The sequence below is a fragment of the Alicyclobacillus hesperidum genome (genome assembly GCF_900107035.1).
GTDB lineage: Bacteria > Bacillota > Bacilli > Alicyclobacillales > Alicyclobacillaceae > Alicyclobacillus > Alicyclobacillus hesperidum.
In genome coordinates this window covers 123,591-147,690 of the sequence record NZ_FNOJ01000005.1, presented here as the reverse complement: position 1 = coordinate 147,690, position 24,100 = coordinate 123,591, and the positions used below count along the sequence as shown (strand labels likewise).

The following is a 24,100-nucleotide window of genomic DNA, read 5'->3' as shown; positions in this document are numbered from 1 at the left end:
ATCATGTCCGCTTCTTCGCAAACGGGTTCAGTCCCCCAGAATACTTCGTACGTTGCACGAATTCCACAGACGGCGGCATCGACACGGCTGGCGAACGCAGAAGAAGTCTTCGCCGCAATAGATCACGTGTGCACTTTTGTAGCCATCCTGGGTTATAGATGTGAGATCCTGATACAATTGGATAACACCCTCGCGAAATGGCATCCCGATGTTCAATGTGTGCATGCCCATGTTATTTGTTTTATGAGCCGTGATTGGCGATATTGGTTTCAAGCGTACGCCGCCATGGGTCTGAGCTAGGCTCATGGTTTCCCTGTACGTGTAAAGCATGCGTTTTGACATATGGGATGTTTTTCACAAGGGTATTGCACCACGTCACACGAAAGAATATGGTGAGATTGACAAAATGCATCGGTCAGGCGGATTTATGAAGCGGGTTCGGTGCATGGATACACGACGAGGAGTTTGCGCATCATGATGAACCACACGCACGATGCTCATGAGCATCACCATCATCACGATCACGGAGTCTTTCATATACACGCACCGGCTGGCAAAATGCGCAGTGCGTTTTTCTTAACCGCACTAGTGCTCGCTGTTGAAGTCGTCGGAGGTTTATTGTCGGGCAGTCTCGCACTGCTATCCGATGCGGGTCATGTGCTGACAGACATCGCTGCCATCGGCTTGTCTTGGTACGCATTAAAACAGGCCGAGCGCCCAAGCAATCAAAGGATGACCTATGGGTATCACCGCGCCGGCATATTGGCAGCTTTTTTAAATGCGATTACGCTGATTCTGATTGCGATATGGATTTTGGTTGAGGCGTATCGGCGTTTTCAGACTCCAGAGACCGTACAGCCAATCTGGATGTTTATCAGTGCGGGGATCGGCCTTGTCATCAATCTTTCGATGGGGCTGACCATGCATGGTAGCGACAATTTGAACGTCCGTAGTGCGGTCTTGCATATGCTCGGCGATGCCGCAGCCTCGGCTGCGGTGATCGTGGGAGGCATCGTGATCGTTCTCACGGGCTGGTATGTCGTCGATCCGCTGTTAAGCGTGTTGATTGCTTTACTGGTTGCATACGGTGCTTGGCGAATTGCACGCCAAACCATCGTCATTTTAATGGAAGGAACGCCATTGGACGTCGATCTCACGACAGTAGCCGACGCGATTCGGTCTGTTCGCGGCGTGTACAACGTGCACGATTTGCACGTATGGACCATCGCAAGCGGGCGCAATGCGCTTTCATGTCACATTGCACTCGATGGCGCCTCGACGATCACGGAGAGTCAGTCGGTGATTCGGGAAATTGAACATCGGCTGCTGCACTTAAATATTGGGCATGTGACGATTCAAGTGGAAGATCAGAACCATCCTCATGACCAAGCCGTCTTATGCGCAGCCAGCGACTCGGGGGAAGGGCATCACCACCATCACGAATGAGAAGTGGGAGACAAATTGAGGATGATGACGCCTGCCACGATGAGTCCCAAACCAATCGCCGAGGGAATTGAAATGGACTGCTTCCACACCAACAAACCAATCAAGGTCGTGGCTGCTGTACCAATACCTGACCATATCGCGTATGCGGGGCCAAGGGGAATGTGTTTTAATGCCTGGGATAGTGAATAAAACGACAGTGCGTACCCCAGAACGACGCCAATACTCGGCCATAACTTGGTGAAACCATCTGTCACTTTGAGCAACGACGTTGCACAAATCTCACTCGCAATGGCGACGGCTAGAAAAAAGTAAGGCATGTTATCTACACCTTTCTGAGTGTGCCATAGCCTCTTGTCCGGGCATATGCTGATGGCAAGAGGCTGATGTGGAGGATCGACGAGCGATGTGGCATGGCATACAACAAGATTACCTGAAATGGATGGCTGTCGCCGCCTTTTGTGTCGCATTCGCGCCAGTGGTCTACACGTACTGGCGGGCACGTGCGTGACGAAATGTTCGTCACGCACTTATATACCGGACAAGCTAAACATTGTTAGACGATGTACTCAGGATTGGAGTTATCGCCATCATGTCGGTTTTACATCTACTGTATGTTGTCATCTTCGTGGTCGATGTTGGAACGGCCGCGGTCATCATTTTTGTCGAACGTCACAACGCCGCTGTCACTTGGGCATGGCTGATGGTTCTTCTGTTTATACCGATTGGCGGTTTTCTTCTCTATGTATTGTTTGGTCAGCATATTAGTCGTTTTCGTTTAGCTCGTTTTCGTTTGCGCAATGCAACGTGGGTCGCCCGTCTGGCTGAGCGCCAGCAACGGCAGCTTGCCCAAGGCGGGGGCATGCAGTATAACGATCCGGCAGCAAAACAATACCAAGATTTAATCGCCATGAACCTGACGACCGCATACGCAGTCTATACGCAGGACAACGGGGTGCAGGTATTCACCAATGGCAAAGATAAATTTGAAGCCTTGCTCGCGGATATAGCTCGCGCGCAGGATCATATTCATCTTGAATACTATATTTTTCGCCCAGATGGCCTTGGCGAGCGGCTTGTAGCGGCGCTTGCCGAACGCGCCAAAGCGGGGGTGGAAGTTCGATTGCTCTACGACGCCGTCGGCTGTGCGTGGACACCCAAATCATTTTTCCGCCGTCTCGAGGCGGCTGGGGGACAGGTGGCTGCCTTCTTTCCATCTCGCATCCCGTATATCAATTTGCGGATGAACAATCGCAATCATCGAAAGGTCGTCGTGATCGACGGGAAAATTGCCTACGTGGGTGGATTTAATGTTGGCGACGAGTACTTGGGGCGCGTCGAGCGCTTCGGATTCTGGCGAGATACGCATCTGCGCATAACGGGGAGTGCCATTGTTGAACTGCAATCCATCTTTTTGCTGGATTGGAACTCTTCATCGCGAGATCCCATCGAGTTTGAGGACCGCTATTTCAGACGAGCGCAGTCCAGCCTTGGCGGCGTCGGCATGCAGGTGGTGGCGAGTGGTCCGGACACTGCGTGGGAGCAAATTCGCAACGCATACATCAAGATGATTTACGCTGCCAAACAGAGCGTCTACATTCAAACACCATACTTCATCCCGGATGACAGTTTGCTGACCGCGCTCAAAACGGCGGCACTCTCGGGTATTGACGTCCGCGTCATGTTGCCGCAAAAAGCTGATCACATTTGGGTATTTTGGGCGTCGCGTTTTTATTTGGGGGAGTTGCTGCAGGTTGGCGTGAAATGCTACTTGTATGGCGATGGTTTTTTACATGCGAAGACGGTCGTTGTCGATCGCGCCGTGGCCTCGGTGGGGACCGCGAACATCGACATCCGCAGTTTTAAACTCAATTTCGAGGTCAACGCCATTCTCTACGATCGCGCTAAGGCGGGTGAGTTGGCCGACATTTTTGAGCAGGATCTCACCAAGTGTGATAGATTGACATTGAAGATGTACAATGGTCGACCGCGCTTTGAACGTATTGCAGAATCGTGTGCGCGACTGCTGTCGCCGATTCTCTAAAGTGGCGGGCGCCATGTATGTAAATGAGCTGGAGTGAAGGCTATGAACAAAAAGGAACTCGCTGGAGTGGAAGCAGCCAATTATGTGAAGGACGGCATGAAGGTGGGACTCGGGACCGGGTCGACCGTCTACTATACCATTGTGGAACTGGGTCGGCGTGTTGCCGCAGGATTGCGCATTGTCGGTATTCCTACGTCTGCCGCCACCGAGGCACTTGCGAAAGAGTTACATATTCCGTTGACGACATTTCAAGCATGCCCGCGGCTGGATCTCACCATCGACGGCGCGGACGCGGTGACACCTGATTTTCAATTGATCAAGGGTGGGGGCGGTGCCCTGCTTCGCGAGAAGCTGGTTGCGGCGGCGTCTGATCAATTGCTTATCGTCGTCGACGACGGAAAGTTGTATGATTCCTTCGCCAACCTTTCGATTCCCATTGAAGTGGTTCCCTTTGCATGGGAAACGACGGCTCAACGGATCGCAAACTTGGGCGGTAAGTGGACGCTTCGCGAGCGGGAAGGTGTGCCTTTTGTCACCGATAACCACAATTATATTCTAGACACCGTCTTCGACTCTGTCGCCGATCCGGGTCGGTTGCAAGACGTCCTCAAGGCGATCACGGGCGTCGTCGAGACCGGACTATTCATTAACATGGCCGACGCTGTCATCGTGGGGCGAGCCGATAGTGTCGAGACGTTGTCGCGTGCGGATTCACCATGATGTCCGATACTTTGCGGCTGGCGGACGGGGCTTGGCGTCTCCGTCCATTTCATTTGCGGCGCGATCTGCCTATTGCTATCCGGTGGTATGATGCCGAATTAGTGGAATGGCTTGAGGGTACAACGGATGCCCCTTATGATGAGCGCCAGATTGTTCGAATGTACACGTGGCTCGCGAGTCGTGGGCATTCCTTTGCCATTGAAAGGAGAATGGGTCGCAAAGACTGGTTCATGGTCGGCGATGTGACCTTGTGTAAAGATATGTTGCCCATCGTCATCGGGGATTCGCGATGGCGTGGGATGGGCATTGGTACGATGGTTATCGAAAGGTTGGTTCGCTTGGCTACAGAACTCGGTTGGTCAAAGCTCGTGGCACATAAAGTGCTGGCCAGAAATCGGGCTTCTTGGCGGATGTTCGAGAAGGCAGGCTTTGTGCGGATCGCAACGCACGTTGATACGTCTGGGCTTGAATATTACGTCATGGAGCGGGACCTTGGCCAAGGCCTCGCTACATCCATTCGATAAAGGCTCGCCACTTATGGAGATTTCACCCTCCCTTTTGGTATACATAGCTTCACCACAGGCGGGCAGGGTAAAGGCACGAGGGAGGGATGTTTGTGCAAGGTCAGACACATCGCAAGCCAGGGCCGCCGATGCGGAATTTCGATCAGCACGAACTCATGGAGCGCGATCGCGAAATTGCAGAGCGCTATGCCATCCACACGACAATCCATGATCACTCTTTGGCACCGAAGCCTGAGGACTCCAAGCGGATCGGGAGCAAACGCACGTCACCCATCGATCCTGTGTAACGCAAAGCGTGAACTGTCGTTTGAGCGGCAGTTCACGTTTTTGGCTAGGGAAACGTTTGAACGTTTGCTCGTGGTCTGATACTGTGAAGGAAGAGTGGATAGTTGAGCGAGGAGTCGTGGGCGTGGCGGGATTCATCAAACAGTTACTCACCGATTGGCGCACCATTTCAATGGTCGTCTTGGGCGCTGCGATGGCCGGTGTGGTACTGTATCTAGATAGAAATCATAGACTGACGGAACTCATACAGTCGTGGGGATTTTGGGGCATTATTTACGGAATCATTTTGATGGTTATTTGGTGCCTCACACCCATCCCGTCAGAGGGCCTACTCATCATATTTTTACGAGTGTTTGGCGTTTTGTATGGGACTGCGTATGCTTGGATTGGCTCTACCATCAGTTCCATTATCATTTATTTCATTGCCCGCCATTTTACTCGCATCATGCTTGGGCGTGTTGCGTCACACGAGCGGTTTGACCAGGTTAACCTCTGGGTTCGCGAATGGGGAAGCTGGGGTCTATTGCTCGCTCGTCTGCTACCGGTGCCTGCGTTTGTCGTCAACTATGTCGCAGGCATGATTCCTGCGACCACGCTGTGGTCGTACACATGGACTGCGGTAGTCGCGATGCTACCTTATTATCTTGGTGTGGCACTGGTCTATGCAGGGGTGTTCGGCAACTGGATTTATATCATCATCGGTTGCATACCGCTCGCTGCTTTAGTGTGGTTTGGTACGCTGTTGCGCAAACGCGTATCAAAATCGTCGCGATCGTCTCATGAGACAGAGCAACGTATGCCTCGCTAATCCCCGGATGTGAGCACGGCAGCTGCCATGCGTTATGGGCGGGCTGCCTGTATCTTTGATTTGGAGTGAATGTCGGTGAACACAGAGCGTCTGGATATCGTTCAAAAGCTGGATACTATTGTGGAACGCTTCGTGCGTGGCATGCGTGCGCATTTCCCTGAGAACAAATCCGGCTTAACGACCACACAGCTCTTTGTCATGCGGTACCTGAGCTTTGTTCAGCAGGCAAAATCATCTGAAATCGCCCGTATTGCTGGATTGAGCCCGGGTGCCATCACGCAAGTGTGCGACGAGCTGGTCAGGTTACATTATGTCGAGAGGGTCAGGTCCAATGAAGATCGTCGGGTTGTCTATGTGAGTTTGACGGAAGATGGAAAACGTCAATTAAGGTTGTTGTCCATCGAGCGAACAAAAAAATTGGGGGACTTGTTGGACAAGCTCGGTGAAGACGATGCGCGGCAATTTCTAAACTTGCTGGAACGTATGGTGGAAATTTTAGACAACGAGTGCGATGCGCCCTGTCACGGAAGAAAGGGTGAAGCGGAGTGAAACTTGGCTGGTTGGGTCTTGGCAATATGGGGGTACCCATGGTGCAAAACCTAGCGCGCTTGGGCCATTCCATCACGGCGTACAATCGAACCGTGAAACCGTTCGCGCAAGATATGCCTGAAAATGTGACGGTCGCACTCGATGTGCATAACGCGGTAGCTGTTCAGGATGTCGTATTCGTGATGGTGTCAGACTTTGCTGCAGTCGAATCCGTGTTGTTTGACTCGGGTGCAGTTGAAAGCATGGAACAGGGTACGCTCGTGGTGAATATGAGCACCATAGGCGTCGAGGAAAGTCGTCGATTGGCGGATCGTATAAATAGCTTTGGTTTGCGGTATCTTGAAGCCCCAGTTCTCGGATCGGTGAAACCCGCTCAGGATGCAGCCTTGGTAGTTGTAGCTGGCGGTCAAGTTGACGACTTTGCGCAAGCAGAGCCTCTCCTTGCTGCCATGGCACGCAAGTCATTTTATTTGGGTGGTGTCGGCCAAGGTGCGGCGATGAAGCTGTTGGTGAATTCATTTCTGGGTGTCGTCATGGAAACGATGGCAGAAACGGTCATCTATGGCGAACTTAGCGGCTTCGCGCGTGAGACGGTATTTGATGTTCTGGAAGCGAGTTCTATTTGGTCGCCAGTTTTGTCTGCGAAACGGCAACTTGTCGTCACGGATGACTATCCCGCTCAGTTCGCGTTAAAGCATCTGTTGAAGGACATGCGGCTTCTATTGCGTCAGGCGGAAGTGGTACATGGGCGACTTCCTTTGGCATCGACCGCTGCATCTGTGATGAGCGAGGCTGTCGCATCAGGATTTGGCGATCTCGATATGGCTTCGCTGGTCGCCTTTATGGCTGCGCAAACCGGAGGCGAGCGTCAGGCATAAGCTATAGGAGTCTCTCATACGGGAGGGCTCGGCATGGTGCAAAATGGTGACGCGAGGGAACCCGATACGTGGTACGATTGGTACGAGGATTTAGAAGAGCCTTTGTGGTTGGGGCAAGGAATGGGTTTGCTTCCTTGGTGGTTGCGTAAGGGTTCGTCCGAAGAAGCTCAGTGGTTTGTCAACAGCTATCCTGTTCTGGCACCGTATTATCCCATCGGTTCGCTCATTGAGCAGGATTGGTTGGCGATGCACACAGGCTATTGGTGGCCATAGTGCTTTGAGGATGGTCGAACTCGCTACGGTGAGCAGACCAAAGGAGTTGTCAACTTGGACTTAAGTATTATTATTCCGTCCTATAATGAAAAGGATAACATTCGTCCGATCGTGCGGCGTATTCACGAAGCCATGGCATCTCTGCGTGATGTCTTATATGAGATCTGGTTCGTCGACGATAGTTCTGACGAAACACTAGAGGTGTTGGCCGAGCTGGCAGCGACGGACGAGCGTGTGCATGTGCATCATCGAAATGGTGAGCGCGGGTTAGCCAGTGCTGTTGTGCAAGGATTCAAGTTGGCTCAGGGCCGTTATTTCATCGTGATGGATGCAGATTTGCAGCATCCTCCTGAGTTGCTTCCTGCGATGTATGAACGACTTAAACAGGGTACCGATATCGTGATTCCAAGTCGCTTTGTCGAAGGTGGATCGGACGGAGGATTAGGGCCATTCCGAAAGTTGGTTTCGTGGACTGCGCGCGTGATCGGGCAAATTGCATTACACCGTCTACGGCGTATTTCGGATTGCACGAGTGGATTCTTCGGCTTGCAGCGCGACGTGGTAGCAGGCGCCGAGCTCGATCCGATTGGTTGGAAGATCCTGATTGAAGTGTTGGTGAAGGGGCACTATCGAACGGTTCACGAAATCGCGTATTCTTTTTTGGCCCGTGATGCCGGCGAATCGAAAATGAGCATGCATGAACAGTGGAACTATTTCCGGCACCTTGTGCGCTTGGTCTCACAAAGCCCCAGTGATAGACGGTTCTTCTTGTTCTGTATCATCGGGGCAAGCGGCGTGATCGTCAATGAGGTGGTACTGTCCATCTTGCTCTATGGATTTCATATGAAGGATACCATGGCGTCCATTCTCGCTTCCCTTGTCGCCATGTTGAGCAATTACATTTGGAACGATCAAATTACTTGGCGCTCGCAGGGGGCGGGCCGCAAATGGAATGTGAAGCTACCAATCTTTGTCGCGATTTCGCTCGTCGGCATCCTGATTACGACGCTTGTGATGCATACCTGTGAACGGATCGGCTTGATTGTTCCAATTGGACAAGCCGTTGGCATTCTCGTTTCAACGGTGTGGTCATACGTGATGAACAACAGGGTGACATGGCGAGAAATTGAGCATCGTGAACGTGGCGATATCGTGGTCACGCGAGAATCGGCATCGACTGCATTCACACGTGCGAAGAGCGGCGTCTAACATGCGCCGCTCATTTGCTGCTTCGTTCAATGATCTGAGTCGGCAGGTGTCGTCCAAGTGCGGGTCAATTGGGGATCCTGAATGGTGTTTTTGGGAACGACTCCATCGATAAAGAAGCGCTTGGCGACATAGTGGGCCTCTTTTGGATTCACGATCCAGTAGCTTAAATCGCCCGGTCTCGTTGCGTCCGGATCGTGAAACGATCCCGGCAGTGTTGCGTGGATGGTGCTGTAGGAGCGATACGTGTGCGCATGCGCAATGAGCCGGCCGAGATCGACTGCGGTCAGATCGGTGTCCACGCTGCGTAAAAGATCGTACGCGATTGCGGGCAGTTGCGGAATGGTCTCTGGGCGGAGCAGTTGGTTTTTGACGGCAACGAGAAATGCTTGCTGTCGTTCGGTGCGGCCGATATCGCCTAATGCGTCGTGCCGATAGCGGACGAAACCCAACGCTTGCTCGCCGGTGAGATGTTGCGTGCCTTTGTGCAATCGAATAATCCCATACTTTTTGTCCCCGGTGCGATAGTACATATTTCGCGGGACGTTGATGTCAATACCGCCCATGCGGTCGACGATGCGCACGAGTCCGTCAAATTCGGTCAAGGCATAGTGATCGATGGGCATGCCAATTAACTGTTCGACCAGACCGCATGTGAGCGATGGACCTCCTTCTGCCAAAGCGTCATTGATTTTGTGATAGTGGCCGTCCGGAAAAGGCACTTGGGTATCGCGCGGAATGGACAGAAGTTCAATTCGGCGATGTTCATCGTCAAGGCTTGCGACCATCAAAACATCGGAGTTGCCATTGCCCTGTTTTGGCCGCTCATCGCTTCCGATGAACAGAATGGTTTGCCTGGTCGCGGAGCCGATGTGACTCATTTGGGCATGAGGCCAGATTTGCGGCTGTATTGGATGGCTTGATGAGCCTGTGGCCGGCGCGAACTTGTGTGCGAGGATATGGCGATTGCCATATACGAATGTCGCCGCGGCTGCGAGGAGGCCGAACGCGACGGCGGCGTAGCGTCCAGCGCTAGCAAGTCTTCCTTTGTATGGCTTCTTGGGTTTTTCCGTCAAGAAAACCACTCCCATCTCCTCGACATCTATCCTATGATTTGAGGAGATGGGGCGTTTTATGCGTTTTGGTTAATCGAGGATTTTATTCGTGGTGCAACACTTGGTTGCAATTTGTGCAGATGTACTGGTATTGCTCGCGCAGGATGCGCCCCGGTACCGGTAAGTCGGGTCGTATGACGACGCTCGAGTCAAGCTGCACTTGGCGTTCTTCTCGGAACCAGGTATGATCGCAATGCGGACAGCGGATGGCGTGTTGGTTGCTGGCCACGTGTCTCATCTCCTATCAGTGCTGGGGTAGCTGTGCCAAATAACCATGACTATTATAGCGATTTGACAGGAAAGCGGTCAAAGTTGCGAAGGTTGGAATGAGGTGGAGAGGTTGCGCATACGCGCTGGGACGTGTGCATTTGCCGATCACGATTCGTTCTACCCTCGTCAGTTGGCCAATGCGGACCGTTTGCGCTATTATGCTTCGTTTTTTTCCGTTGTCGAGATCGACAGCACGTTTTATGGCATTGTAGCCGCTCGGACATGGGAGCGGTGGTTGGATCAGGTTGACGGAGATTTTCGTTTTCACGCGAAAGCACCCGCTGCGATGACGTTGCACGCGCATGGTATGACGCGACAGGAGCGGCGAGAAGTAGGCCGAGCGTTTCTCGAATCACTGCGCCCAGCTGCCGAACGACGGGCGATATCGGCCATCTTGTTGCAGTTTCCACCGTGGTTCGGTGCAACGCGCGAGAATATAGCAACCGTTGAGCGGTTGGTGGCGTTCTGTCAGCCCCTGAACGCGGCTGTAGAATTTCGGGAACGCAGTTGGTTTCAAGATCCCGAGCGGATCGAAAAGACCATCGCTTGGATCTCGTCGCTTGGCGCTGTTCATGTTATTTGCGATGAACCCCAAGCCGGTCGCAAATCGGTGCCCTATGTGCCGCGTGTGACGCATACACAATTAGGAATTTTGCGGATGCACGGGCGGAACCTGGAGATGTGGGACAAGCCGGGGCTGACATCTTCCAAACAGCGGTTTGACTACCGATACAGCCGCACCGAACTAGAATCGTTTGTGCCAGACGTCGTTACGCTTGCCAATGGGGTTCAAGAGTTTCATGTCCTCATGAACAACAATTCTAACAATGACGCGGTATGGAACGCGTTTGATTGGCTCGATTTGATCGGAGGGGCGAAGCGTCCGCGCCCGATGTTACAGCAGTCGGAGCAATTGTCGCTTTTGCCCGACCACATTGTAGACGGCGGTGAAGGATATTCATGAATTACGGTTTTCCTGACTGGATGTTTGCAGCAATTGCGATTGCCGCGTATGAGTTGGCAGCGTGGTTACATCAACGATTGGGCGTACCTTGGCTCATGTGGGTGGGGTATGGAGTCGTCGCGTTCTGTGTCCTCGTCGTTGCGATACGCTGGGTGGTGCGTCGAATCCAGCAACAGAAACGGCCGTCGGAGCAGGAGGAAGACGACTGGCGAAACTACTGATGGCTCACGTGCCGTTCGAGCCAAGAAGAATTTCCATTTGCTTTGCAAAGTGCGACGAGAGACGAGTGTAAAAGGAAACGCGCGATTGTTCGATCACGCCGCTTTCCGTGATCAGGTACATCAGGTTCGCGACAATTTTGTATGGCTTTCCGAATCGATCGGGTTTCGTGCCGTACACGGGCTTGGCATGGCGTTCATATTCCGAATCGGCACACTCCACGAATCCTAAAATATGCTCAAGCGCGATCCGATAGGTTGTTCGACCACGCTGTTGAATAAACTCTTTGGTGGTCAACTGATATTTGACTTGATTGCGAATTTCCGTGCGCTTCAGTTCACCGCGTAGCATTTTGATCTTCGGAAACTGATACATCCATCTTCCCCCGTTCTTCAATCGTATTGTAACACAGCACCTAGACGCGCTTGCTGACGATGTGCAGTTGTGGGGAAAATCTGTTACGTTGAAGACAGCGTTTGTCGTTTCGAGTGAGGTGTCGGATTTGAACCGTTTATTGTCCATTGTCACTGCCACTCTCGTGGCGGTTAGCATTGTCGTACAAGTAGGTCGCTTTGGTGATATGCCGCAGTTTTTTGCTGCCGCAATTGCTATTATTCCGCTTGCCGCGCTCATGGGGAAGGCGACCGAAACCATTGCCGCACATGCTGGTGCACGTTTGGGAGGACTGTTGTCAGCGACGTTTGGCAATGCCGTTGAGCTGATTATCGGGATTTTCTCGTTGCACGAAGGGTTAACATCCTTAGTAAAGGCTTCGATCACCGGTTCTGTTGTCGGAAATCTTCTCTTTGTACTGGGGCTAAGCTTTTTTGTGGGCGGCATCCGCCACCCAATTCAAGAATTTAATGTGCGTGTCGCTCGTAGCAATGCTTCCATGCTGATGCTGGGTGTCGGGGTTGCGTTTGTCGTACCCACAGTGTTTGCCCGCACGGCTCATCCAGTTTCGTCTGTGTTGTCCTTTGGCGTTGCGGGTGTATCGCTCATTGTTTATCTTCTTGGCCTTTACTTTAGCCTGTTTACGCATCGGGACGTGTTCGCATATATCGGGCACGAGCAGGAGGAAGCACAAGGTTCGCAACCAAGGCTTTGGCCAGCTATTTTGACACTTGCCGTGACCACCGTACTTGTCAGCGTCGAAAGCGACTGGCTTGTCGGTACCGTGCGATCCATCGCGACGCAACTCGGTTGGAGCGAGCTATTCATCGGTGTTGTCGTTGTCGCCATTATCGGCAACGCCGCCGAACACGCTTCGGCCGTTTGGATGGCATGGAAAAATCGCATGGATCTGTCTGTCGAAATTGCGGTTGGAAGCACCTTACAGGTGGCGATGTTCATCGCCCCCGTTCTATTCTTTGTCGGCGTGTGCATCGGTGTACCTTTTAACTTTATGTTTACCTGGCCCGAGTTGGTCAGCATGATTGCCGCCGTGCTACTCGTGGTTGTTTTAATGCTCGACGGAGAATCGAACTGGCTCGAGGGCGCCATGGCGGTTGGCGCTTATCTCGTCCTCGCTGCCGGATTCTACAGTCTACCGGCAGCAGCCGCTTAAAGGGGTGATTGCGATGAAGGGGCTGTTGCGTGCAGCGGCAAAACATTTTGGTATCGGACTTGCCACGGTTTTGCCGTTTGTGTTCGCCGTTTGGGTCGTCGTATTTGTGGTCAATCAGGTAGACGGCTTGGTCAGTTGGTATGTGCCTTGGGCCTATCTGCACATCCCTGGCCTCGGCTTTGCCATCGTGATTGTCGCGATTTTTATCCTGGGATTGCTGTCTCGGATTTACGTCAGTCGCGTGTTGCTGTCCTGGGCGGACACTTTGTTCATGCACATCCCTGTGATCAAGTCCTTGTATACAACGGCGAAGGAGCTTATCGAGAACCTGTTTCGCAGACGCCAGGCGTTTCAGACGCCCGTTTTGATTGAGTGGCCAGACGAGCGTGCACTCGTACTTGGTTTTATCACATCTGAAGAATTGCCCGAAAGTATAGATCCAACAGGGGATTTGGTAGCGGTGTATCTGCCCAATGCATTTCAGTTCGCTGGAGCGACGGTCATGGTTCCCCGATCTCGGGTGCGCGAAGCAGGTATGACAGCGGAACAAGCCTGGAAGTTCGCCTTGTCTGCAGGATTAGGCCAATCGCGTGCAACGAAGCGTGAAGAGGGGCCTGAAAGCACACAGACTCCGACCCAATTGCCGAAATCGCCGCCGATGCCGATGTAACCGACAGGTGACGTCAGGTGTGTGCTGGGCTACAATGGACATAACGTATAGAGGCCGGAGGTGCCAACCATGTTTGATCCGAATGTGCAGGTTCGCCAAAATCTGAAGGACATCGAGCCATATAAGCCAGGTCTCAGTGATGAACAGTTGCGAAAGGAACTGGGTAATCGCCCGCTTGTTAAGCTGAATTCCAACGAGAACACCCTTGGGCCTTCGCCGTTGGCATTGCGTGCGATGGAACGTGAGTTGCCAAGGTTGCACCTGTATCCTGACGGCGGCAGTGACTTGGTCAAAGTTGCCGTTGCCAAGCACCATCACGTGCAGCCTGAACAAGTATTCGTCGGGAATGGGTCAGATGACATCATCAAACTGTTGTCGGAGACGTTTCTCGATGAGGGAGACGAGATTGTGACGCCGTTTCCGACGTTCTCACAATACACGTTTGGCGCACAGGTCATGAAGGCCACGGTCAAGCTCGCACCGTTGCGGGCGGATTTTACATACGACGTCGAGGCTTTGCTGGCCGCGGTGACTGAGCGAACCAAGTTGTTGTATCTGTGCACGCCCAACAATCCAACCGGAACCGTTCTTAAGCAGGTTGAGTTCGATCACTTAATGGAGCACTTGCCGGATCATGTGTTGGTCATTGTCGACATGGCCTATGATAACTATGCCACGGACCCGGAACGGTTTCAGTTTAATACAGGGGTGTTACGGCACTCGAACGTGTGTCTTCTGTACACATTCTCGAAGCTGTACGGTCTTGCTGGATTGCGTGTAGGCTATGCGATTGGCCATCCGGAGGTATTCGCCTATGTCCATCGCGTGCGGGAACCGTTCAACGTCAACCGCATCGCGCAAGTTGGTGCTGTCGCCGCGTTGTCTGATGCAGAGCACGTGAAACGTTCACAGGAGCTGGTTCAGGCGAGCCGCCGCCAGTACGAGACGTTGCGTGAGTCGGGCATGCATGTTGTCCCGAGCGAGGCGAATTTCGCGCTCATTGAAGTCGGAGATGGGAAGCGCGTGTTCGAGGCTTTGCGCAAGCAAGCGATTCTTGTGCGAACAGGATTTGTAGGGTTGGAATCCTATGTGAGAGTGTCGTTTGGCACTGAGGCTGAGAATGAGGCGTGTATCGCCGCCTTGCGCGAGGTTGTCGCACACGCTTAAGGTTACCAATCTCGCTTGTTTGACGGAGAAAAAAGCCGTAAAATCACAGCGGCCCCCTGTGGTAAACCAACCAGATTAGGGGGCCGTGTCTTCAATCAGAGTACTGATTTCAAATACGATGTTACCCGTACCAAGCACAGACTGGCAATCGGGGGCTGGTGGGTTCCATACCACAAAATGGTTGGCAGGGCGAAGGCGTCATTCAACTTCGCTTTTAGGTGGGATCAACGGTATCATCGGTGTCGCTTTCGTGTGCAGCGGAGAGCCGGTCCGAGCGAATCAGATTGCTGTCGCGAAAGCGGCCGCTGACCATTTGGCCTTCCAGCCACGGAGAGCTCTTGCCAAGGCGTTTCTCGTTGGTTGCCGCATCGTAGGGCCCTTCTGGGAATTCTTCGACAGCGAGATCGTATGTCGTCGCTTGGGCTTGCCATAATTCGGCTGTTGGGTAGTCGGTTACACCTTCGTCGAGTGGACCAGGATCGTAGGCGCCCGAGTTCGGGCTGACGTCGACTTTCCGAAGGTTTGGATCGACTCGTCGTGTCATGTGCTGTCACCTCAGCTGTATTGTGTGCTTTGACGGGTTGGCTATCCCCTAGGAGGTAACTATGGACAAGCAGGTTCGAGTTCGCTTTGCGCCGAGTCCGACGGGTGCACTGCACATCGGTGGTGCCCGTACGGCCTATTTTAATTGGTTGTTTGCGCGTCAACAGCAAGGTGTCTTTGTACTTCGCATCGATGATACGGACAGAGCCCGCTCAACGGAGGAGTCATATCGGCAGATTCTCGACAGTTTTCGGTGGCTCGGCATCGACTGGGATGAAGGCCCTGATTGTGGCGGACCGTATGGACCGTATCGGCAGTCGGAGCGCACGGAAATTTATCGTAACCATTTGCAGAGGCTGATTGCCGAAGGTAAAGTATATCCATGTTTTTGCAGTGCAGAGCAGTTGCAGGCGGATCGCGAGGAGGCGGCGCGAGAAGGTCGGCCGTCGCGCTACAGCGGAAGGTGTCGCGACTTGTCGGCCGAAGAACGGGAGCGTCGGTTGGCGGCAGGAGAACCACATGTCTATCGATTGCGTACGGATGCAACGGGGGAGACGGTGGTACATGATCTGATTCGCGGCGATGTTGTCTTTCAGAACAGCGAGATCGACGATTTTATCGTCTGGAAAGCTGACGACTCGCCGACCTACCACTTTGCCTCCTGTGTGGATGATCTCGCTATGCGTATCTCGCACGTGATTCGAGCTGAAGAGCACTTATCAAACACCCCGCGGCACGTGACGCTGTTTGAAGCGTTCGGTAGCGAGGCACCAGCGTTTGCGCACGTGCCCATGATTCTGGCGCCGGATCGCAGTAAATTAAGCAAGCGCCACGGTGCGACAAGCGTTTCCGAGTACCGAGAGATGGGGATTTTGCCGGAGGCGCTGGTCAACTATCTATTGCTACTCGGCTTTTCACCCGGTGACGATCGCGAAATTGTCGACCGAGAGACGGCTATCGAAGTGTTCAGCCTGGATCGCGTCGCGAAACATGCGGCTGTCTACGATGTGAAAAAGCTTGAATGGTTGAATGCGCACTATTTCCGTGCGCAATCGCCAGATGTGGTGGTCGGTCAAATCTGGGATGAATTGGTCCGGTTCGGCTATGTTGCGGCGAATGAAGTGGATCGGCATGTGTTGGCTTGGATTCGGACTGTCGTGGAGTTTGTGCAGACGCGCAGTCGCAACGCCGCGGATTTGATCGACGGTATGCGCCCGTATTTTGAAGGCATAACGGCTTATGACGACAAAGGTGTACGCAAACAGTTTAGCGATCCGGCCACTCCTGAGAGGCTGCGGGCGGTCGCACAGCGACTCGCCGGCGTTGCGCCATTTACAGCTCCGGTCATCGAGTCGTCGTTTCGCGCCCTCATTGACGAACTTGGTTTGAAGGCGGGGCAGCTCATCCATCCTGTTCGTCTGGCGTTGACCGGTGTCACCGTGGGTCCGGGGCTGTTTGACGTGATCGCCATGCTTGGTCGCGAGGAAGCTTGCCAGCGGCTTGAAATTGCAGCCGAGCGCATCGCTTCAGGGACGGTAGCGACAAAGTAACGACGGTTCATGCTAGGTTGACGATGCACGGCCCTCTTTTTCGGAGGGGCGGAAAAAGTAACCCATAAAAAGTTTTGCAGAGTGGTTGACAAAATGGGCGTCAGTGAGTATAGTTAATACCGTTGACGCTCGCTCGTTGCCGAATGGTGTAATGGTAGCACGACTGACTCTGGATCAGTTAGTCTAGGTTCGAGTCCTAGTTCGGCAGCCATGGCCCTATCGTCTAATGGTTCAGGACGCCGCCCTCTCACGGCGGTAATAGGGGTTCGAATCCCCTTAGGGTCATTAGGTCGAGGGTCATTAGCTCAATTGGTAGAGCATCCGACTCTTAATCGGCAGGTTGAAGGTTCGAGTCCTTCATGACCCACCATAGATGACGCGGTCTCCGTTGAGGAGATCGCGTTTTTGCGCTTTTAGAAACTCATGGCAAACTTTTGGCGATTGCTGGTCCTGTCCTTTCCGACGAGGGTTCGGTATGATGGTTTAGGAATTCTGGAACGGGAAGAAGGAGCTGCGGTGTGCAAAGGCGGTTAAGTGGCAGTGAACGCAGGCAGTTGGTCGAGCGCTTGCTCGAGCGCTTCGCCGCACAGGTTTGGGAATTACTCTGGAATCGCTATAACGACCGCGTGAAGGCCGAGGACGCGTTTTTACAGGTCTTTGTCGTCGCCATTCGTACAATTCGGCGTTCCGAAGTGCAGACGATGCCCGACAGCGTGATCGAACGTTGTTTGCAACAAGTGGAGGCGGCCACGGTACCACACATCGACGTCGGTGAGGCTCTGGACGATTCGCACGATCTCGACGAGTGGCCCGAGTCGGGCGAAACGGCCGCGTTGCCCGAGGTGGCCGAAGCTGCTATTGGCGTTCCGCGGCCACTGCTTGTTCGCGCCGTACAAGTCATGCGCGCGAATATCGCGTTTGATGAAGCGCTGAGGCACCATCGCGGGCCGGGGTTTGTGCGGATTGGTGCGGCAGGACTGGCACTTGTCGGTGTGGGGCTTGCCGTGTACGGTGGGTTTGGCGAATGGCAATCGGTTTACGGCGCCAAACTGTCGACGCACGTCCAGGACAAGACGGCTGCGGCTATCCAGTTTGACTCGCTGCCGCTTAAACTGAAGGGTTTGTACTCATTGGCGCAAGGCCAACAAGTCGATCTCACGCATGCGACAGTGGGGTCAGGTTCGTTGTTTCTCGGAAGTATTCAGCAGTATGGCAACGGATCTTACGCCATTGCGGTGCGCCGTTATCCGCTGCAAGCACCAGGTTCACTGGCGACGGCAAGCCGCCGTTACGCCTTGGCTTTTGTGACCCCGGTCGCCTCGGGCGTCGAAGAATCGGCATGGCAGTTGAGCAACTGGTCGCTGGTGGCGATTCCGGGGTGGCTTGTGGTGCTGGCGAACTGGCGTGCGCCAGGCGGCATCAGTGACGAACAGATCTACTCTTTGTTACTGGCGAATGGACGTTCGGCACTGGTCAAGTCGATCCCGCAACAGCCATCGACGTCTGCTGTCGTCGCTGTTGGACACGGGCAAATTGCCATCCAATCAGGAATGTATCGAGATGGTGCGTGGATAGGTACGCCCATCGGCGAGTATACATTGGTCGGCCGCAGTCCGGCGCAAGCCTGGACCGAGGTGCGGCAGATACCGGCAGCTTTCGGGTTTATGCAAGGGCCCAGCGTCGTCGGGGATGGGCTAGTCTTTCAAGGGATTGTCGGCAAGCCTGAACGCGCCTCTGCAAACAGCGGATCGACGTGGTATGGCATCAGTCAAAGCGGGCAGGTCACGCGCTATCAAGGACCGCCGGTCGACGGGCAACCGCATTACGTCGCAGAAGGCGCGTCCGGTACTTTATGGTGGCTCGAGACGACACCGAATGCTGGTCGCGGTCTGCAGTTGACCATGGCGCCGTTGATCAAGTCTGGAGGCACGGCAAAGCCGATGCAGTTGCAAACGCCTCTGCAACAATTTTCGACATGTGGTTCCTATGTATTGTGGGTGCAATCGGGCAAGGGGGGGCCGGAGCTTGTCATCGCAGCCGTCCAGTGAGGGGGTGATTGAATGAACCAAATGATCCGCGATAAATTGGAATTGTTGCCGCAACGCCCAGGGGTGTACCTGATGAAGGGCAATAAGGGCGAGATTTTGTATGTCGGGAAGGCAAAGATTTTGCGCAATCGCGTTCGGTCGTACTTTACAGGATCACATGATCGCAAGACACAAGCTCTGGTTTCGAACATCTGTGATTTTGAGTACATCGTGACGGACACGGTGGCCGAGGCGTTAATCCTCGAGTGCAACCTGATTAAGCAGCACACGCCTCCGTACAACATTATGTTGCGCGACGACAAGACGTATCCGTATATCAAATTGACCAATGAACCGCATCCGAGATTGCAAATCGTACGGCGGGTCAAGCGCGATGGAGCCAAGTACTTCGGCCCTTATCCAAGTGCCACATCCGCGCAAGCGACAAAGCGGTTATTGGATCGACTGTATCCGTTGCGCAAATGCAAAACGCTCAAGAAGCAGGTTTGTTTGTACTATCACATTCAGCAGTGCCTTGCACCGTGCGTGTACACAGTCGACGCAACGGAATATCAGGAGATGACCAAGCAAATTACACATTTTTTGAGCGGTGGTCATCAGGACGTTGTGCGGGATTTGACCGCGAAAATGGAGGCCGCGGCGGAAGCGCTGCAATTTGAGCGAGCGTCTGAACTGCGCGATCTGATCCGGCACATCGAACAGGTCATGGAAGAACAAAAGATGACGACCGCAGACCGCGTCGATCGGGACGTGTTCGGCTATGCGGAAGAAAAGGGCCTCTTGAGCATCCAGGTATTTTATGTTCGCAGCGGCAAGGTCATCGAACGCTCCGTCGCGATCATGCCACACTACGATGAACCGCTGACCGACTTTATGTCGTACGTCGAACAGTTTTATCACGAACGGGCCGATCTGCCCAAGGAAGTGCTCTTGCCGAATGGTGTGCCATCCGAGGCTTTGGCAATGGTGCTCGATGCCAAGGTTATTCAACCAAAGCGCGGTGCGAAACGAGACCTTGTCGATCTCGCTTGCGAAAACGCCCGACAGGCACTGTCGGATAAGATCCAGTTGATGGAGAAGAACATGGATCGCACGTTGGGGGCCGTCATAGAGCTCGGGAATGCCTTGGCCATTGAAGCGCCACGCAGGATTGAGGCGTTTGACAACTCCAATATCCAAGGGGCGGACGCCGTTGCGGCCATGGTTGTCTTTATCGATGGCAAACCGGCGAAATCGGAGTATCGGAAATACAAAATCAAGACGGTTTCGGGGCCCGATGACTACGAATCTATGCGGGAAGTAGTCCGCCGCCGATATACGCGCTTGCAACGCGAAGGTAAACCTTTGCCAGATCTTATCGTGATCGACGGTGGGCGTGGGCAACTTGCGGCTGCATTGTCGGTGATCGAAGGCGAACTCGGCCTCGACGTTCCAGTTTGCGGCTTGGCGAAAGACGATAAGCACCGGACGAGTCAGCTCTTTTTTATGGACGAAGAGATTCCTGTTGCCTTGGATCGGCACAGCCAGGCCTTTTACCTGTTGGAGCGCATTCAGGACGAGGTGCATCGGTTCGCCATCGAATTTCACCGACAGCAGCGCAGAAAGACAGGGTTTGCGTCAGCGCTTGACGATATCCCGGGCGTTGGCCCTGAGCGAAAAAAGGCGTTGTTGCGCAAGTTTGGAAGTCTAAAGGCGATGGCAGATGCCGATTTGGACGAATTTCGAGGCCTTGGGATTGGCGATAAACTGGCGAGCGAGATCGTCACGCATTTGCGCGCGGTGCTAAACGAGCGAAACAAGAATATTCGACAGGATGCTTCTTCTAAGGCACCGCTTTCTTGATTCTACGATGGCCAATCATTACAATTTAAAAAGTGCAAAGCAGGTTTGAGAACCGATGTTCCCCAGTCATGTGGAGTCTCGAACCAGAATTCTGTACCCTATCCGGCAAGGCAGTCAGAGGGCTGCCGATACATACGAACTGGCTAGGAGTCGAAGGGAGGAACCTTTGTGGCGGTGGCCCAAGCAGCGCACAAAAATCGGGAATTCCTGTGGCGGCGTTTGCATACGTTGTCTGGCGTGATCCCGGTTGGGCTTTTCCTGTTGGAGCACCTGTTCACAAACGCGACAGCATTGCGCGGTCCGGCGGCGTTCAACGACGCGGTCGATGCGATTCAGACGCTGCCGCTGTTGCATTTCATCGAGTTTGTCTTTATTTTTCTGCCAATCACCTACCACGGGGTATTTGGTCTGTACGTCGCATTTGTGTCGGGGTACAACGCGAATCGGTTTTCGTTCGGCCGCAATATCCTGTTTGTGTTGCAGCGGGTGACGGGCGTCATCACGTTCGTGTTTATTATTTTCCACCTTTGGACGACGCGGTTTTCCGGGAATGCACCGAACTATGACATGGTGCACAATCTCGTCAGCAACCCGGCCTATTTCTGGTTTATGATCATTGGCGTGGTCGCCGCGACGTTCCACTTCGCCAACGGTCTTTGGTCGTTCTGCATCCACTGGGGCATCACCGTGGGCGCTCGCGCACAGCGGATCACCGCGTGGGTCACGATGATTGTGTTCGTCGTCCTCGCGGGGATGGGCGTGGCTTCGATTATCGCATTCACGCATTCCGCATGAGTTTGTAAGTATTTGAAACGTGCAGGAACCACGGAGCATGGGAGGGATTCTGCGTGGCTAATCAGACAATCATCGTCGTCGGCGGCGGTTTGGCAGGTTTGATGACAACCATCAAAATCGCTGAGGCCGGTGTGCCGGTTAAACTGTTCTCCCTGGTGCCTGTCAAGCGCTCGCACTCGGTGTGTGCACAGGGCGGTATCAATGGTGCGGTCAATACCAAAGGGGAAGGCGATTCCCCGTGGGAACACTTTGACGACACGATTTATGGCGGCGACTTTCTCGCCAACCAACAACAGGTTTTGGGCATGTGTGAGGCGGCTCCAGCCATTATTCACCTGATGGATCGCATGGGGGTTATGTTTAATCGTACACCCGAAGGATTGCTGGACTTCCGCCGTTTTGGTGGTACGAAGCATCACCGTACAGCTTTTGCCGGAGCCTCGACAGGGCAGCAGTTGTTGTACGCGCTGGACGAGCAGGTTCGCCGTTACGAAGTGGCCGGCCTAGTCGAAAAATACGAAGGTTGGGATTTCCTCGGCGCCGTGCTCGACGATGAACAGGTTTGTCGAGGTATTTGTGCACAAGATCTGCGTTCGATGGAAGTTCATTATTTTAAGGCGGACGCAGTTGTCATGTGTACGGGCGGTAATGGTCTCATTTTTGGCAAGAGCACGAACTCGATGATCAATACGGGATCCGCCGCGTCAGAGCTGTATCAGCAGGGCGTCAAGTACGCCAATCCGGAAATGATCCAGGTCCACCCGACCGCCATCCCAGGCGACGACAAACTACGGTTGATGTCAGAGTCAGCTCGTGGTGAGGGCGGCCGCATTTGGACGTACAAAGACGGAAAGCCTTGGTATTTCCTCGAAGAGATGTACCCAGAGTACGGAAACCTGGTGCCGCGCGACATTGCAACGCGTGCCATCCATAAAGTCTGTGTCGAGATGGGGCTCGGTGTGGACGGCCAAAATCAGGTTTACCTTGACTTGTCGCACATTCCGGCTGATGTGCTGAATGTCAAATTGGGAAATATTTTGGATATCTACGAGAAGTTCGTAGGTGATGATCCGCGCAAAGTTCCGATGCGTATCTTCCCGGCTGTGCACTACTCAATGGGTGGACTTTGGGTGGATATCGATCAAATGACAAACATCCCCGGGCTGTTCGCGGCAGGCGAAGCGGACTTTCAGTACCACGGTGCCAACCGTTTGGGTGCAAACTCCTTGTTGTCGTGCATCTACGGTGGCATGATTGCGGGGCCCAACGCGGTTCGCTATGCAAAGAATCTACGTAAGGCTACGGATAGTTTGCCTGAGTCGTTGTTCGAATCGTATCGCAAGAAATATGAAGACGAGTTCGAGGGGATTCTGCGTATGGAAGGCGACGAAAATCCGTATCAGATCCACCGCGAACTGGGTAAATGGATGAACGACAACGTTACGGTCGTGCGCGTTAATGAACGGCTGCAGAAGACCGACGAAAAGATTCAGGAACTGCAAGAGCGGTTCAAACGGATCAATATGTCGGATCGATCGCGCTGGGAGAACCAAGTAGCTCAGTTTACTCGCCATTTGAAGAATATGCTCATTATGGCGCGGGCGATTACCTTGGGTGCGCTCAATCGTAATGAAAGTCGGGGTGCACATTACAAGCCAGAATTTCCGGATCGCGATGATGAAAACTTCCTGAAGACCACCATTGCGGAATTTACGCCTGATGGTCCAAAGCTTTCGTATGAAGCCGTCGATGTCTCCCTGATTAAGCCACGCTTACGCAACTATGCGGTTAGCAAGGAGGCGACCAAAGAATGAGCACGACAGCGGAAACGATGGAAACAACGCGGACGGTGCACTTGATCATTGAACGCCAAGACAGCCCGGAATCCGATCCATACACCGAAGAATTTGTCGTTCCATATCGTCCGGGTATGAACGTGATCGCCTGCCTGATGGAGATTCAGCGCAACCCTCGCAACAAAAATGGCGATCCTGTGGCACCTGTGACCTGGGAAATGAATTGTCTTGAAGAGATTTGCGGCGCGTGTACCATGGTCATTAACAACAGGCCGCGGCAGGCTTGCTCGGCTCTCGTCGACAAACTCGAACAGCCCATCCGGATCCGCCCGATGCGTACGTTTCCCGTCGTTCGCGATCTCGTGGTGGATCGTAGCCGCATGTTCGACGCGTTGAAGAAGATCAAGGCTTGGGTTCCGATCGATGGGACGTATGATCTCGGCCCTGGACCGCGCATGTCGGAGCGGGATCAACAGATTGCGTACGAACTGTCGCGCTGTTTTACGTGCGGCGCATGCGTTGAGGCGTGTCCGAATGTGAATGACAAAAACCCGTTTATCGGACCGTTTGCCATCTCGCAAGCCCGTCTTTTCAACATGCACCCAACCGGTGCGATGCACAAAGAAGACCGGCTGGAAGCCTTGATGGGCGAGGGCGGTATTCACGAATGCGGCAATGCCCAAAACTGTGTCCAAGTGTGCCCGAAGGGCATTCCACTGACGACGTCGATCGCGGCCATGAATCGACAGGTTACGTACCACGCACTTGGCGCCTGGCTGCGTAAATAATGTGAAACATTGCCCTGGCCTTCGCGCTATGCGGGT

27 protein-coding genes and 3 tRNA genes are annotated in these 24,100 nt (G+C 53.5%); 25 read left to right on the top strand and 5 right to left on the bottom strand.

All coding sequences use genetic code 11. The annotated features are described in order from the left end of the window. Positions 1–474 precede the first annotated feature (474 nt). On the top strand, positions 475–1,446 hold the full coding sequence (locus BLU70_RS05810) for a cation diffusion facilitator family transporter (RefSeq protein ID WP_237716432.1): 972 nt from the start codon (positions 475–477) through the stop codon (positions 1,444–1,446). Here the strand turns inward: BLU70_RS05810 and BLU70_RS05805 are convergent. Then, positions 1,437–1,763 carry a DMT family transporter gene (locus tag BLU70_RS05805; protein ID WP_040289276.1) on the bottom strand — a complete coding sequence of 109 codons (327 nt, stop codon included), beginning with the start codon at positions 1,761–1,763 and terminating at the stop codon, positions 1,437–1,439. The two genes, BLU70_RS05810 and BLU70_RS05805, sit on opposite strands and share 10 nt — an antisense overlap. 68 nt (positions 1,764–1,831) lie before the next feature. On the opposite strand from BLU70_RS05805, the gene BLU70_RS14880 reads away from it, so the two are divergent. The 10 genes from BLU70_RS14880 to BLU70_RS05760 all read left to right on the top strand — a co-directional run bounded on the left by BLU70_RS14880 (position 1,832) and on the right by BLU70_RS05760 (position 8,733). After that, the gene (locus BLU70_RS14880; RefSeq protein ID WP_272942622.1) at positions 1,832–1,954 is read left to right on the top strand and encodes a hypothetical protein; all 123 of its coding nucleotides are present in this window, start codon (positions 1,832–1,834) and stop codon (positions 1,952–1,954) included. Positions 1,955–2,035: 81 nt separating this feature from the next. Continuing rightward, the gene (gene cls, locus BLU70_RS05800) at positions 2,036–3,487 is read left to right on the top strand and encodes a cardiolipin synthase (RefSeq protein WP_074692599.1); all 1,452 of its coding nucleotides are present in this window, start codon (positions 2,036–2,038) and stop codon (positions 3,485–3,487) included. A 42-nt stretch (positions 3,488–3,529) separates the two neighbouring features. After that, positions 3,530–4,207, top strand: coding sequence for a ribose-5-phosphate isomerase RpiA (gene rpiA, locus BLU70_RS05795; RefSeq protein ID WP_006446747.1), 678 nt, complete (start codon positions 3,530–3,532; stop codon positions 4,205–4,207). Beyond that, positions 4,204–4,731 (top strand): GNAT family N-acetyltransferase, encoded by a 528-nt coding sequence (locus BLU70_RS05790; protein ID WP_081503925.1) that lies wholly within the window; start codon positions 4,204–4,206, stop codon positions 4,729–4,731. The genes rpiA and BLU70_RS05790 overlap by 4 nt, the downstream gene beginning before the upstream one ends. Before the next feature lie 86 nt (positions 4,732–4,817). Next, a complete protein-coding gene (locus BLU70_RS05785; RefSeq protein WP_176780847.1) occupies positions 4,818–5,018 on the top strand; it encodes a hypothetical protein in 201 nt (66 codons plus the stop codon). A 122-nt stretch (positions 5,019–5,140) separates the two neighbouring features. Continuing rightward, complete coding sequence (locus BLU70_RS05780) at positions 5,141–5,824, top strand: TVP38/TMEM64 family protein (protein ID WP_052012282.1); 684 nt, start codon at positions 5,141–5,143, stop codon at positions 5,822–5,824. Between the two features lie 69 nt (positions 5,825–5,893). Then, entirely contained in the window at positions 5,894–6,373 is a 480-nt protein-coding gene (locus BLU70_RS05775; RefSeq protein ID WP_237716431.1) for a MarR family winged helix-turn-helix transcriptional regulator, read from the top strand. Then, positions 6,370–7,251 (top strand): NAD(P)-dependent oxidoreductase, encoded by an 882-nt coding sequence (locus BLU70_RS05770; RefSeq protein ID WP_052012281.1) that lies wholly within the window; start codon positions 6,370–6,372, stop codon positions 7,249–7,251. The genes BLU70_RS05775 and BLU70_RS05770 overlap by 4 nt, the downstream gene beginning before the upstream one ends. 33 nt (positions 7,252–7,284) lie before the next feature. Then, positions 7,285–7,524, top strand: coding sequence for a hypothetical protein (locus BLU70_RS05765; protein ID WP_006446741.1), 240 nt, complete (start codon positions 7,285–7,287; stop codon positions 7,522–7,524). Between the two features lie 54 nt (positions 7,525–7,578). Beyond that, complete coding sequence (locus tag BLU70_RS05760) at positions 7,579–8,733, top strand: glycosyltransferase (RefSeq protein ID WP_006446740.1); 1,155 nt, start codon at positions 7,579–7,581, stop codon at positions 8,731–8,733. Between the two features lie 26 nt (positions 8,734–8,759). Here the strand turns inward: BLU70_RS05760 and BLU70_RS05755 are convergent, their stop codons facing one another. Both BLU70_RS05755 and BLU70_RS05750 read right to left on the bottom strand, forming a co-directional pair. Further along, positions 8,760–9,815: an LCP family protein gene (locus BLU70_RS05755; protein WP_244885123.1), complete on the bottom strand. Its 1,056-nt coding sequence runs from the start codon at positions 9,813–9,815 to the stop codon at positions 8,760–8,762. A 73-nt stretch (positions 9,816–9,888) separates the two neighbouring features. Then, the gene (locus BLU70_RS05750; RefSeq protein ID WP_232302234.1) at positions 9,889–10,083 is read right to left on the bottom strand and encodes a hypothetical protein; all 195 of its coding nucleotides are present in this window, start codon (positions 10,081–10,083) and stop codon (positions 9,889–9,891) included. A 93-nt stretch (positions 10,084–10,176) separates the two neighbouring features. Here BLU70_RS05750 and BLU70_RS05745 point away from each other — a divergent pair, with 93 nt between their 5' ends. Both BLU70_RS05745 and BLU70_RS05740 read left to right on the top strand, forming a co-directional pair. Next, on the top strand, positions 10,177–11,079 hold the full coding sequence (locus tag BLU70_RS05745; protein WP_006446738.1) for a DUF72 domain-containing protein: 903 nt from the start codon (positions 10,177–10,179) through the stop codon (positions 11,077–11,079). Continuing rightward, on the top strand, positions 11,076–11,300 hold the full coding sequence (locus tag BLU70_RS05740; protein WP_006446737.1) for a hypothetical protein: 225 nt from the start codon (positions 11,076–11,078) through the stop codon (positions 11,298–11,300). The genes BLU70_RS05745 and BLU70_RS05740 overlap by 4 nt, the downstream gene beginning before the upstream one ends. Before the next feature lie 4 nt (positions 11,301–11,304). Here the strand turns inward: BLU70_RS05740 and BLU70_RS05735 are convergent, their stop codons facing one another. Further along, positions 11,305–11,673: a hypothetical protein gene (locus tag BLU70_RS05735; protein ID WP_040289269.1), complete on the bottom strand. Its 369-nt coding sequence runs from the start codon at positions 11,671–11,673 to the stop codon at positions 11,305–11,307. Between the two features lie 127 nt (positions 11,674–11,800). Here BLU70_RS05735 and cax point away from each other — a divergent pair, with 127 nt between their 5' ends. The 3 genes from cax (at position 11,801) to hisC (ending at position 14,702) form a co-directional block, all read left to right on the top strand. Further along, a complete protein-coding gene (gene cax, locus BLU70_RS05730; protein ID WP_074692646.1) occupies positions 11,801–12,865 on the top strand; it encodes a calcium/proton exchanger in 1,065 nt (354 codons plus the stop codon). Between the two features lie 13 nt (positions 12,866–12,878). Further along, the gene (locus BLU70_RS05725) at positions 12,879–13,535 is read left to right on the top strand and encodes a DUF502 domain-containing protein (RefSeq protein ID WP_040289268.1); all 657 of its coding nucleotides are present in this window, start codon (positions 12,879–12,881) and stop codon (positions 13,533–13,535) included. Between the two features lie 69 nt (positions 13,536–13,604). Continuing rightward, entirely contained in the window at positions 13,605–14,702 is a 1,098-nt protein-coding gene (gene hisC, locus BLU70_RS05720) for a histidinol-phosphate transaminase (protein WP_074692591.1), read from the top strand. Between the two features lie 214 nt (positions 14,703–14,916). Here hisC and BLU70_RS05715 read toward each other — a convergent pair whose 3' ends face one another. Then, the gene (locus BLU70_RS05715) at positions 14,917–15,246 is read right to left on the bottom strand and encodes a hypothetical protein (RefSeq protein WP_074692588.1); all 330 of its coding nucleotides are present in this window, start codon (positions 15,244–15,246) and stop codon (positions 14,917–14,919) included. Positions 15,247–15,307: 61 nt separating this feature from the next. On the opposite strand from BLU70_RS05715, the gene gltX reads away from it, so the two are divergent. The 9 genes from gltX (at position 15,308) to sdhB (ending at position 24,064) form a co-directional block, all read left to right on the top strand. Further along, positions 15,308–16,795, top strand: a complete 1,488-nt coding sequence (gltX, locus tag BLU70_RS05710; protein ID WP_006446731.1) for a glutamate--tRNA ligase — start codon at positions 15,308–15,310, stop codon at positions 16,793–16,795. Positions 16,796–16,932: 137 nt separating this feature from the next. Next, positions 16,933–17,006, top strand: a tRNA-Gln gene (locus BLU70_RS05705). Position 17,007: 1 nt separating this feature from the next. Beyond that, positions 17,008–17,080: transfer RNA gene (locus BLU70_RS05700), tRNA-Glu, on the top strand. A gap of 9 nt (positions 17,081–17,089) precedes the next feature. Then, positions 17,090–17,165, top strand: a tRNA-Lys gene (locus tag BLU70_RS05695). A 148-nt stretch (positions 17,166–17,313) separates the two neighbouring features. Then, positions 17,314–18,843, top strand: coding sequence for a hypothetical protein (locus BLU70_RS05690; RefSeq protein WP_074692585.1), 1,530 nt, complete (start codon positions 17,314–17,316; stop codon positions 18,841–18,843). A gap of 12 nt (positions 18,844–18,855) precedes the next feature. Then, entirely contained in the window at positions 18,856–20,685 is a 1,830-nt protein-coding gene (gene uvrC / locus BLU70_RS05685; protein ID WP_074692582.1) for an excinuclease ABC subunit UvrC, read from the top strand. Positions 20,686–20,853: 168 nt separating this feature from the next. Beyond that, positions 20,854–21,480 carry a succinate dehydrogenase cytochrome b558 subunit gene (locus BLU70_RS05680; protein WP_006446728.1) on the top strand — a complete coding sequence of 209 codons (627 nt, stop codon included), beginning with the start codon at positions 20,854–20,856 and terminating at the stop codon, positions 21,478–21,480. Between the two features lie 53 nt (positions 21,481–21,533). Beyond that, positions 21,534–23,294 carry a succinate dehydrogenase flavoprotein subunit gene (gene sdhA, locus BLU70_RS05675; RefSeq protein ID WP_074692579.1) on the top strand — a complete coding sequence of 587 codons (1,761 nt, stop codon included), beginning with the start codon at positions 21,534–21,536 and terminating at the stop codon, positions 23,292–23,294. Continuing rightward, complete coding sequence (sdhB, locus tag BLU70_RS05670) at positions 23,291–24,064, top strand: succinate dehydrogenase iron-sulfur subunit (protein ID WP_040289265.1); 774 nt, start codon at positions 23,291–23,293, stop codon at positions 24,062–24,064. The genes sdhA and sdhB overlap by 4 nt, the downstream gene beginning before the upstream one ends. Positions 24,065–24,100 lie beyond the last annotated feature (36 nt).

Coding starts and splice junctions, on each gene's coding strand:
- BLU70_RS05785 (WP_176780847.1), top strand. CDS start 4,818: ATGTTTGTGCAAGGTCAGACACATCGCAAGCCAGGGCCGCCGATGCGG.
- BLU70_RS05805 (WP_040289276.1), bottom strand. CDS start 1,763: ATGCCTTACTTTTTTCTAGCCGTCGCCATTGCGAGTGAGATTTGTGCA.
- BLU70_RS05750 (WP_232302234.1), bottom strand. CDS start 10,083: ATGAGACACGTGGCCAGCAACCAACACGCCATCCGCTGTCCGCATTGC.
- BLU70_RS05735 (WP_040289269.1), bottom strand. CDS start 11,673: ATGTATCAGTTTCCGAAGATCAAAATGCTACGCGGTGAACTGAAGCGC.
- gltX (WP_006446731.1), top strand. CDS start 15,308: ATGGACAAGCAGGTTCGAGTTCGCTTTGCGCCGAGTCCGACGGGTGCA.
- BLU70_RS05725 (WP_040289268.1), top strand. CDS start 12,879: ATGAAGGGGCTGTTGCGTGCAGCGGCAAAACATTTTGGTATCGGACTT.
- BLU70_RS05775 (WP_237716431.1), top strand. CDS start 5,894: ATGTCGGTGAACACAGAGCGTCTGGATATCGTTCAAAAGCTGGATACT.
- cls (WP_074692599.1), top strand. CDS start 2,036: ATGTCGGTTTTACATCTACTGTATGTTGTCATCTTCGTGGTCGATGTT.
- BLU70_RS05810 (WP_237716432.1), top strand. CDS start 475: ATGATGAACCACACGCACGATGCTCATGAGCATCACCATCATCACGAT.
- BLU70_RS05790 (WP_081503925.1), top strand. CDS start 4,204: ATGATGTCCGATACTTTGCGGCTGGCGGACGGGGCTTGGCGTCTCCGT.
- BLU70_RS05740 (WP_006446737.1), top strand. CDS start 11,076: ATGAATTACGGTTTTCCTGACTGGATGTTTGCAGCAATTGCGATTGCC.
- rpiA (WP_006446747.1), top strand. CDS start 3,530: ATGAACAAAAAGGAACTCGCTGGAGTGGAAGCAGCCAATTATGTGAAG.
- BLU70_RS05715 (WP_074692588.1), bottom strand. CDS start 15,246: ATGACACGACGAGTCGATCCAAACCTTCGGAAAGTCGACGTCAGCCCG.
- hisC (WP_074692591.1), top strand. CDS start 13,605: ATGTTTGATCCGAATGTGCAGGTTCGCCAAAATCTGAAGGACATCGAG.
- BLU70_RS05765 (WP_006446741.1), top strand. CDS start 7,285: ATGGTGCAAAATGGTGACGCGAGGGAACCCGATACGTGGTACGATTGG.
- sdhB (WP_040289265.1), top strand. CDS start 23,291: ATGAGCACGACAGCGGAAACGATGGAAACAACGCGGACGGTGCACTTG.
- uvrC (WP_074692582.1), top strand. CDS start 18,856: ATGAACCAAATGATCCGCGATAAATTGGAATTGTTGCCGCAACGCCCA.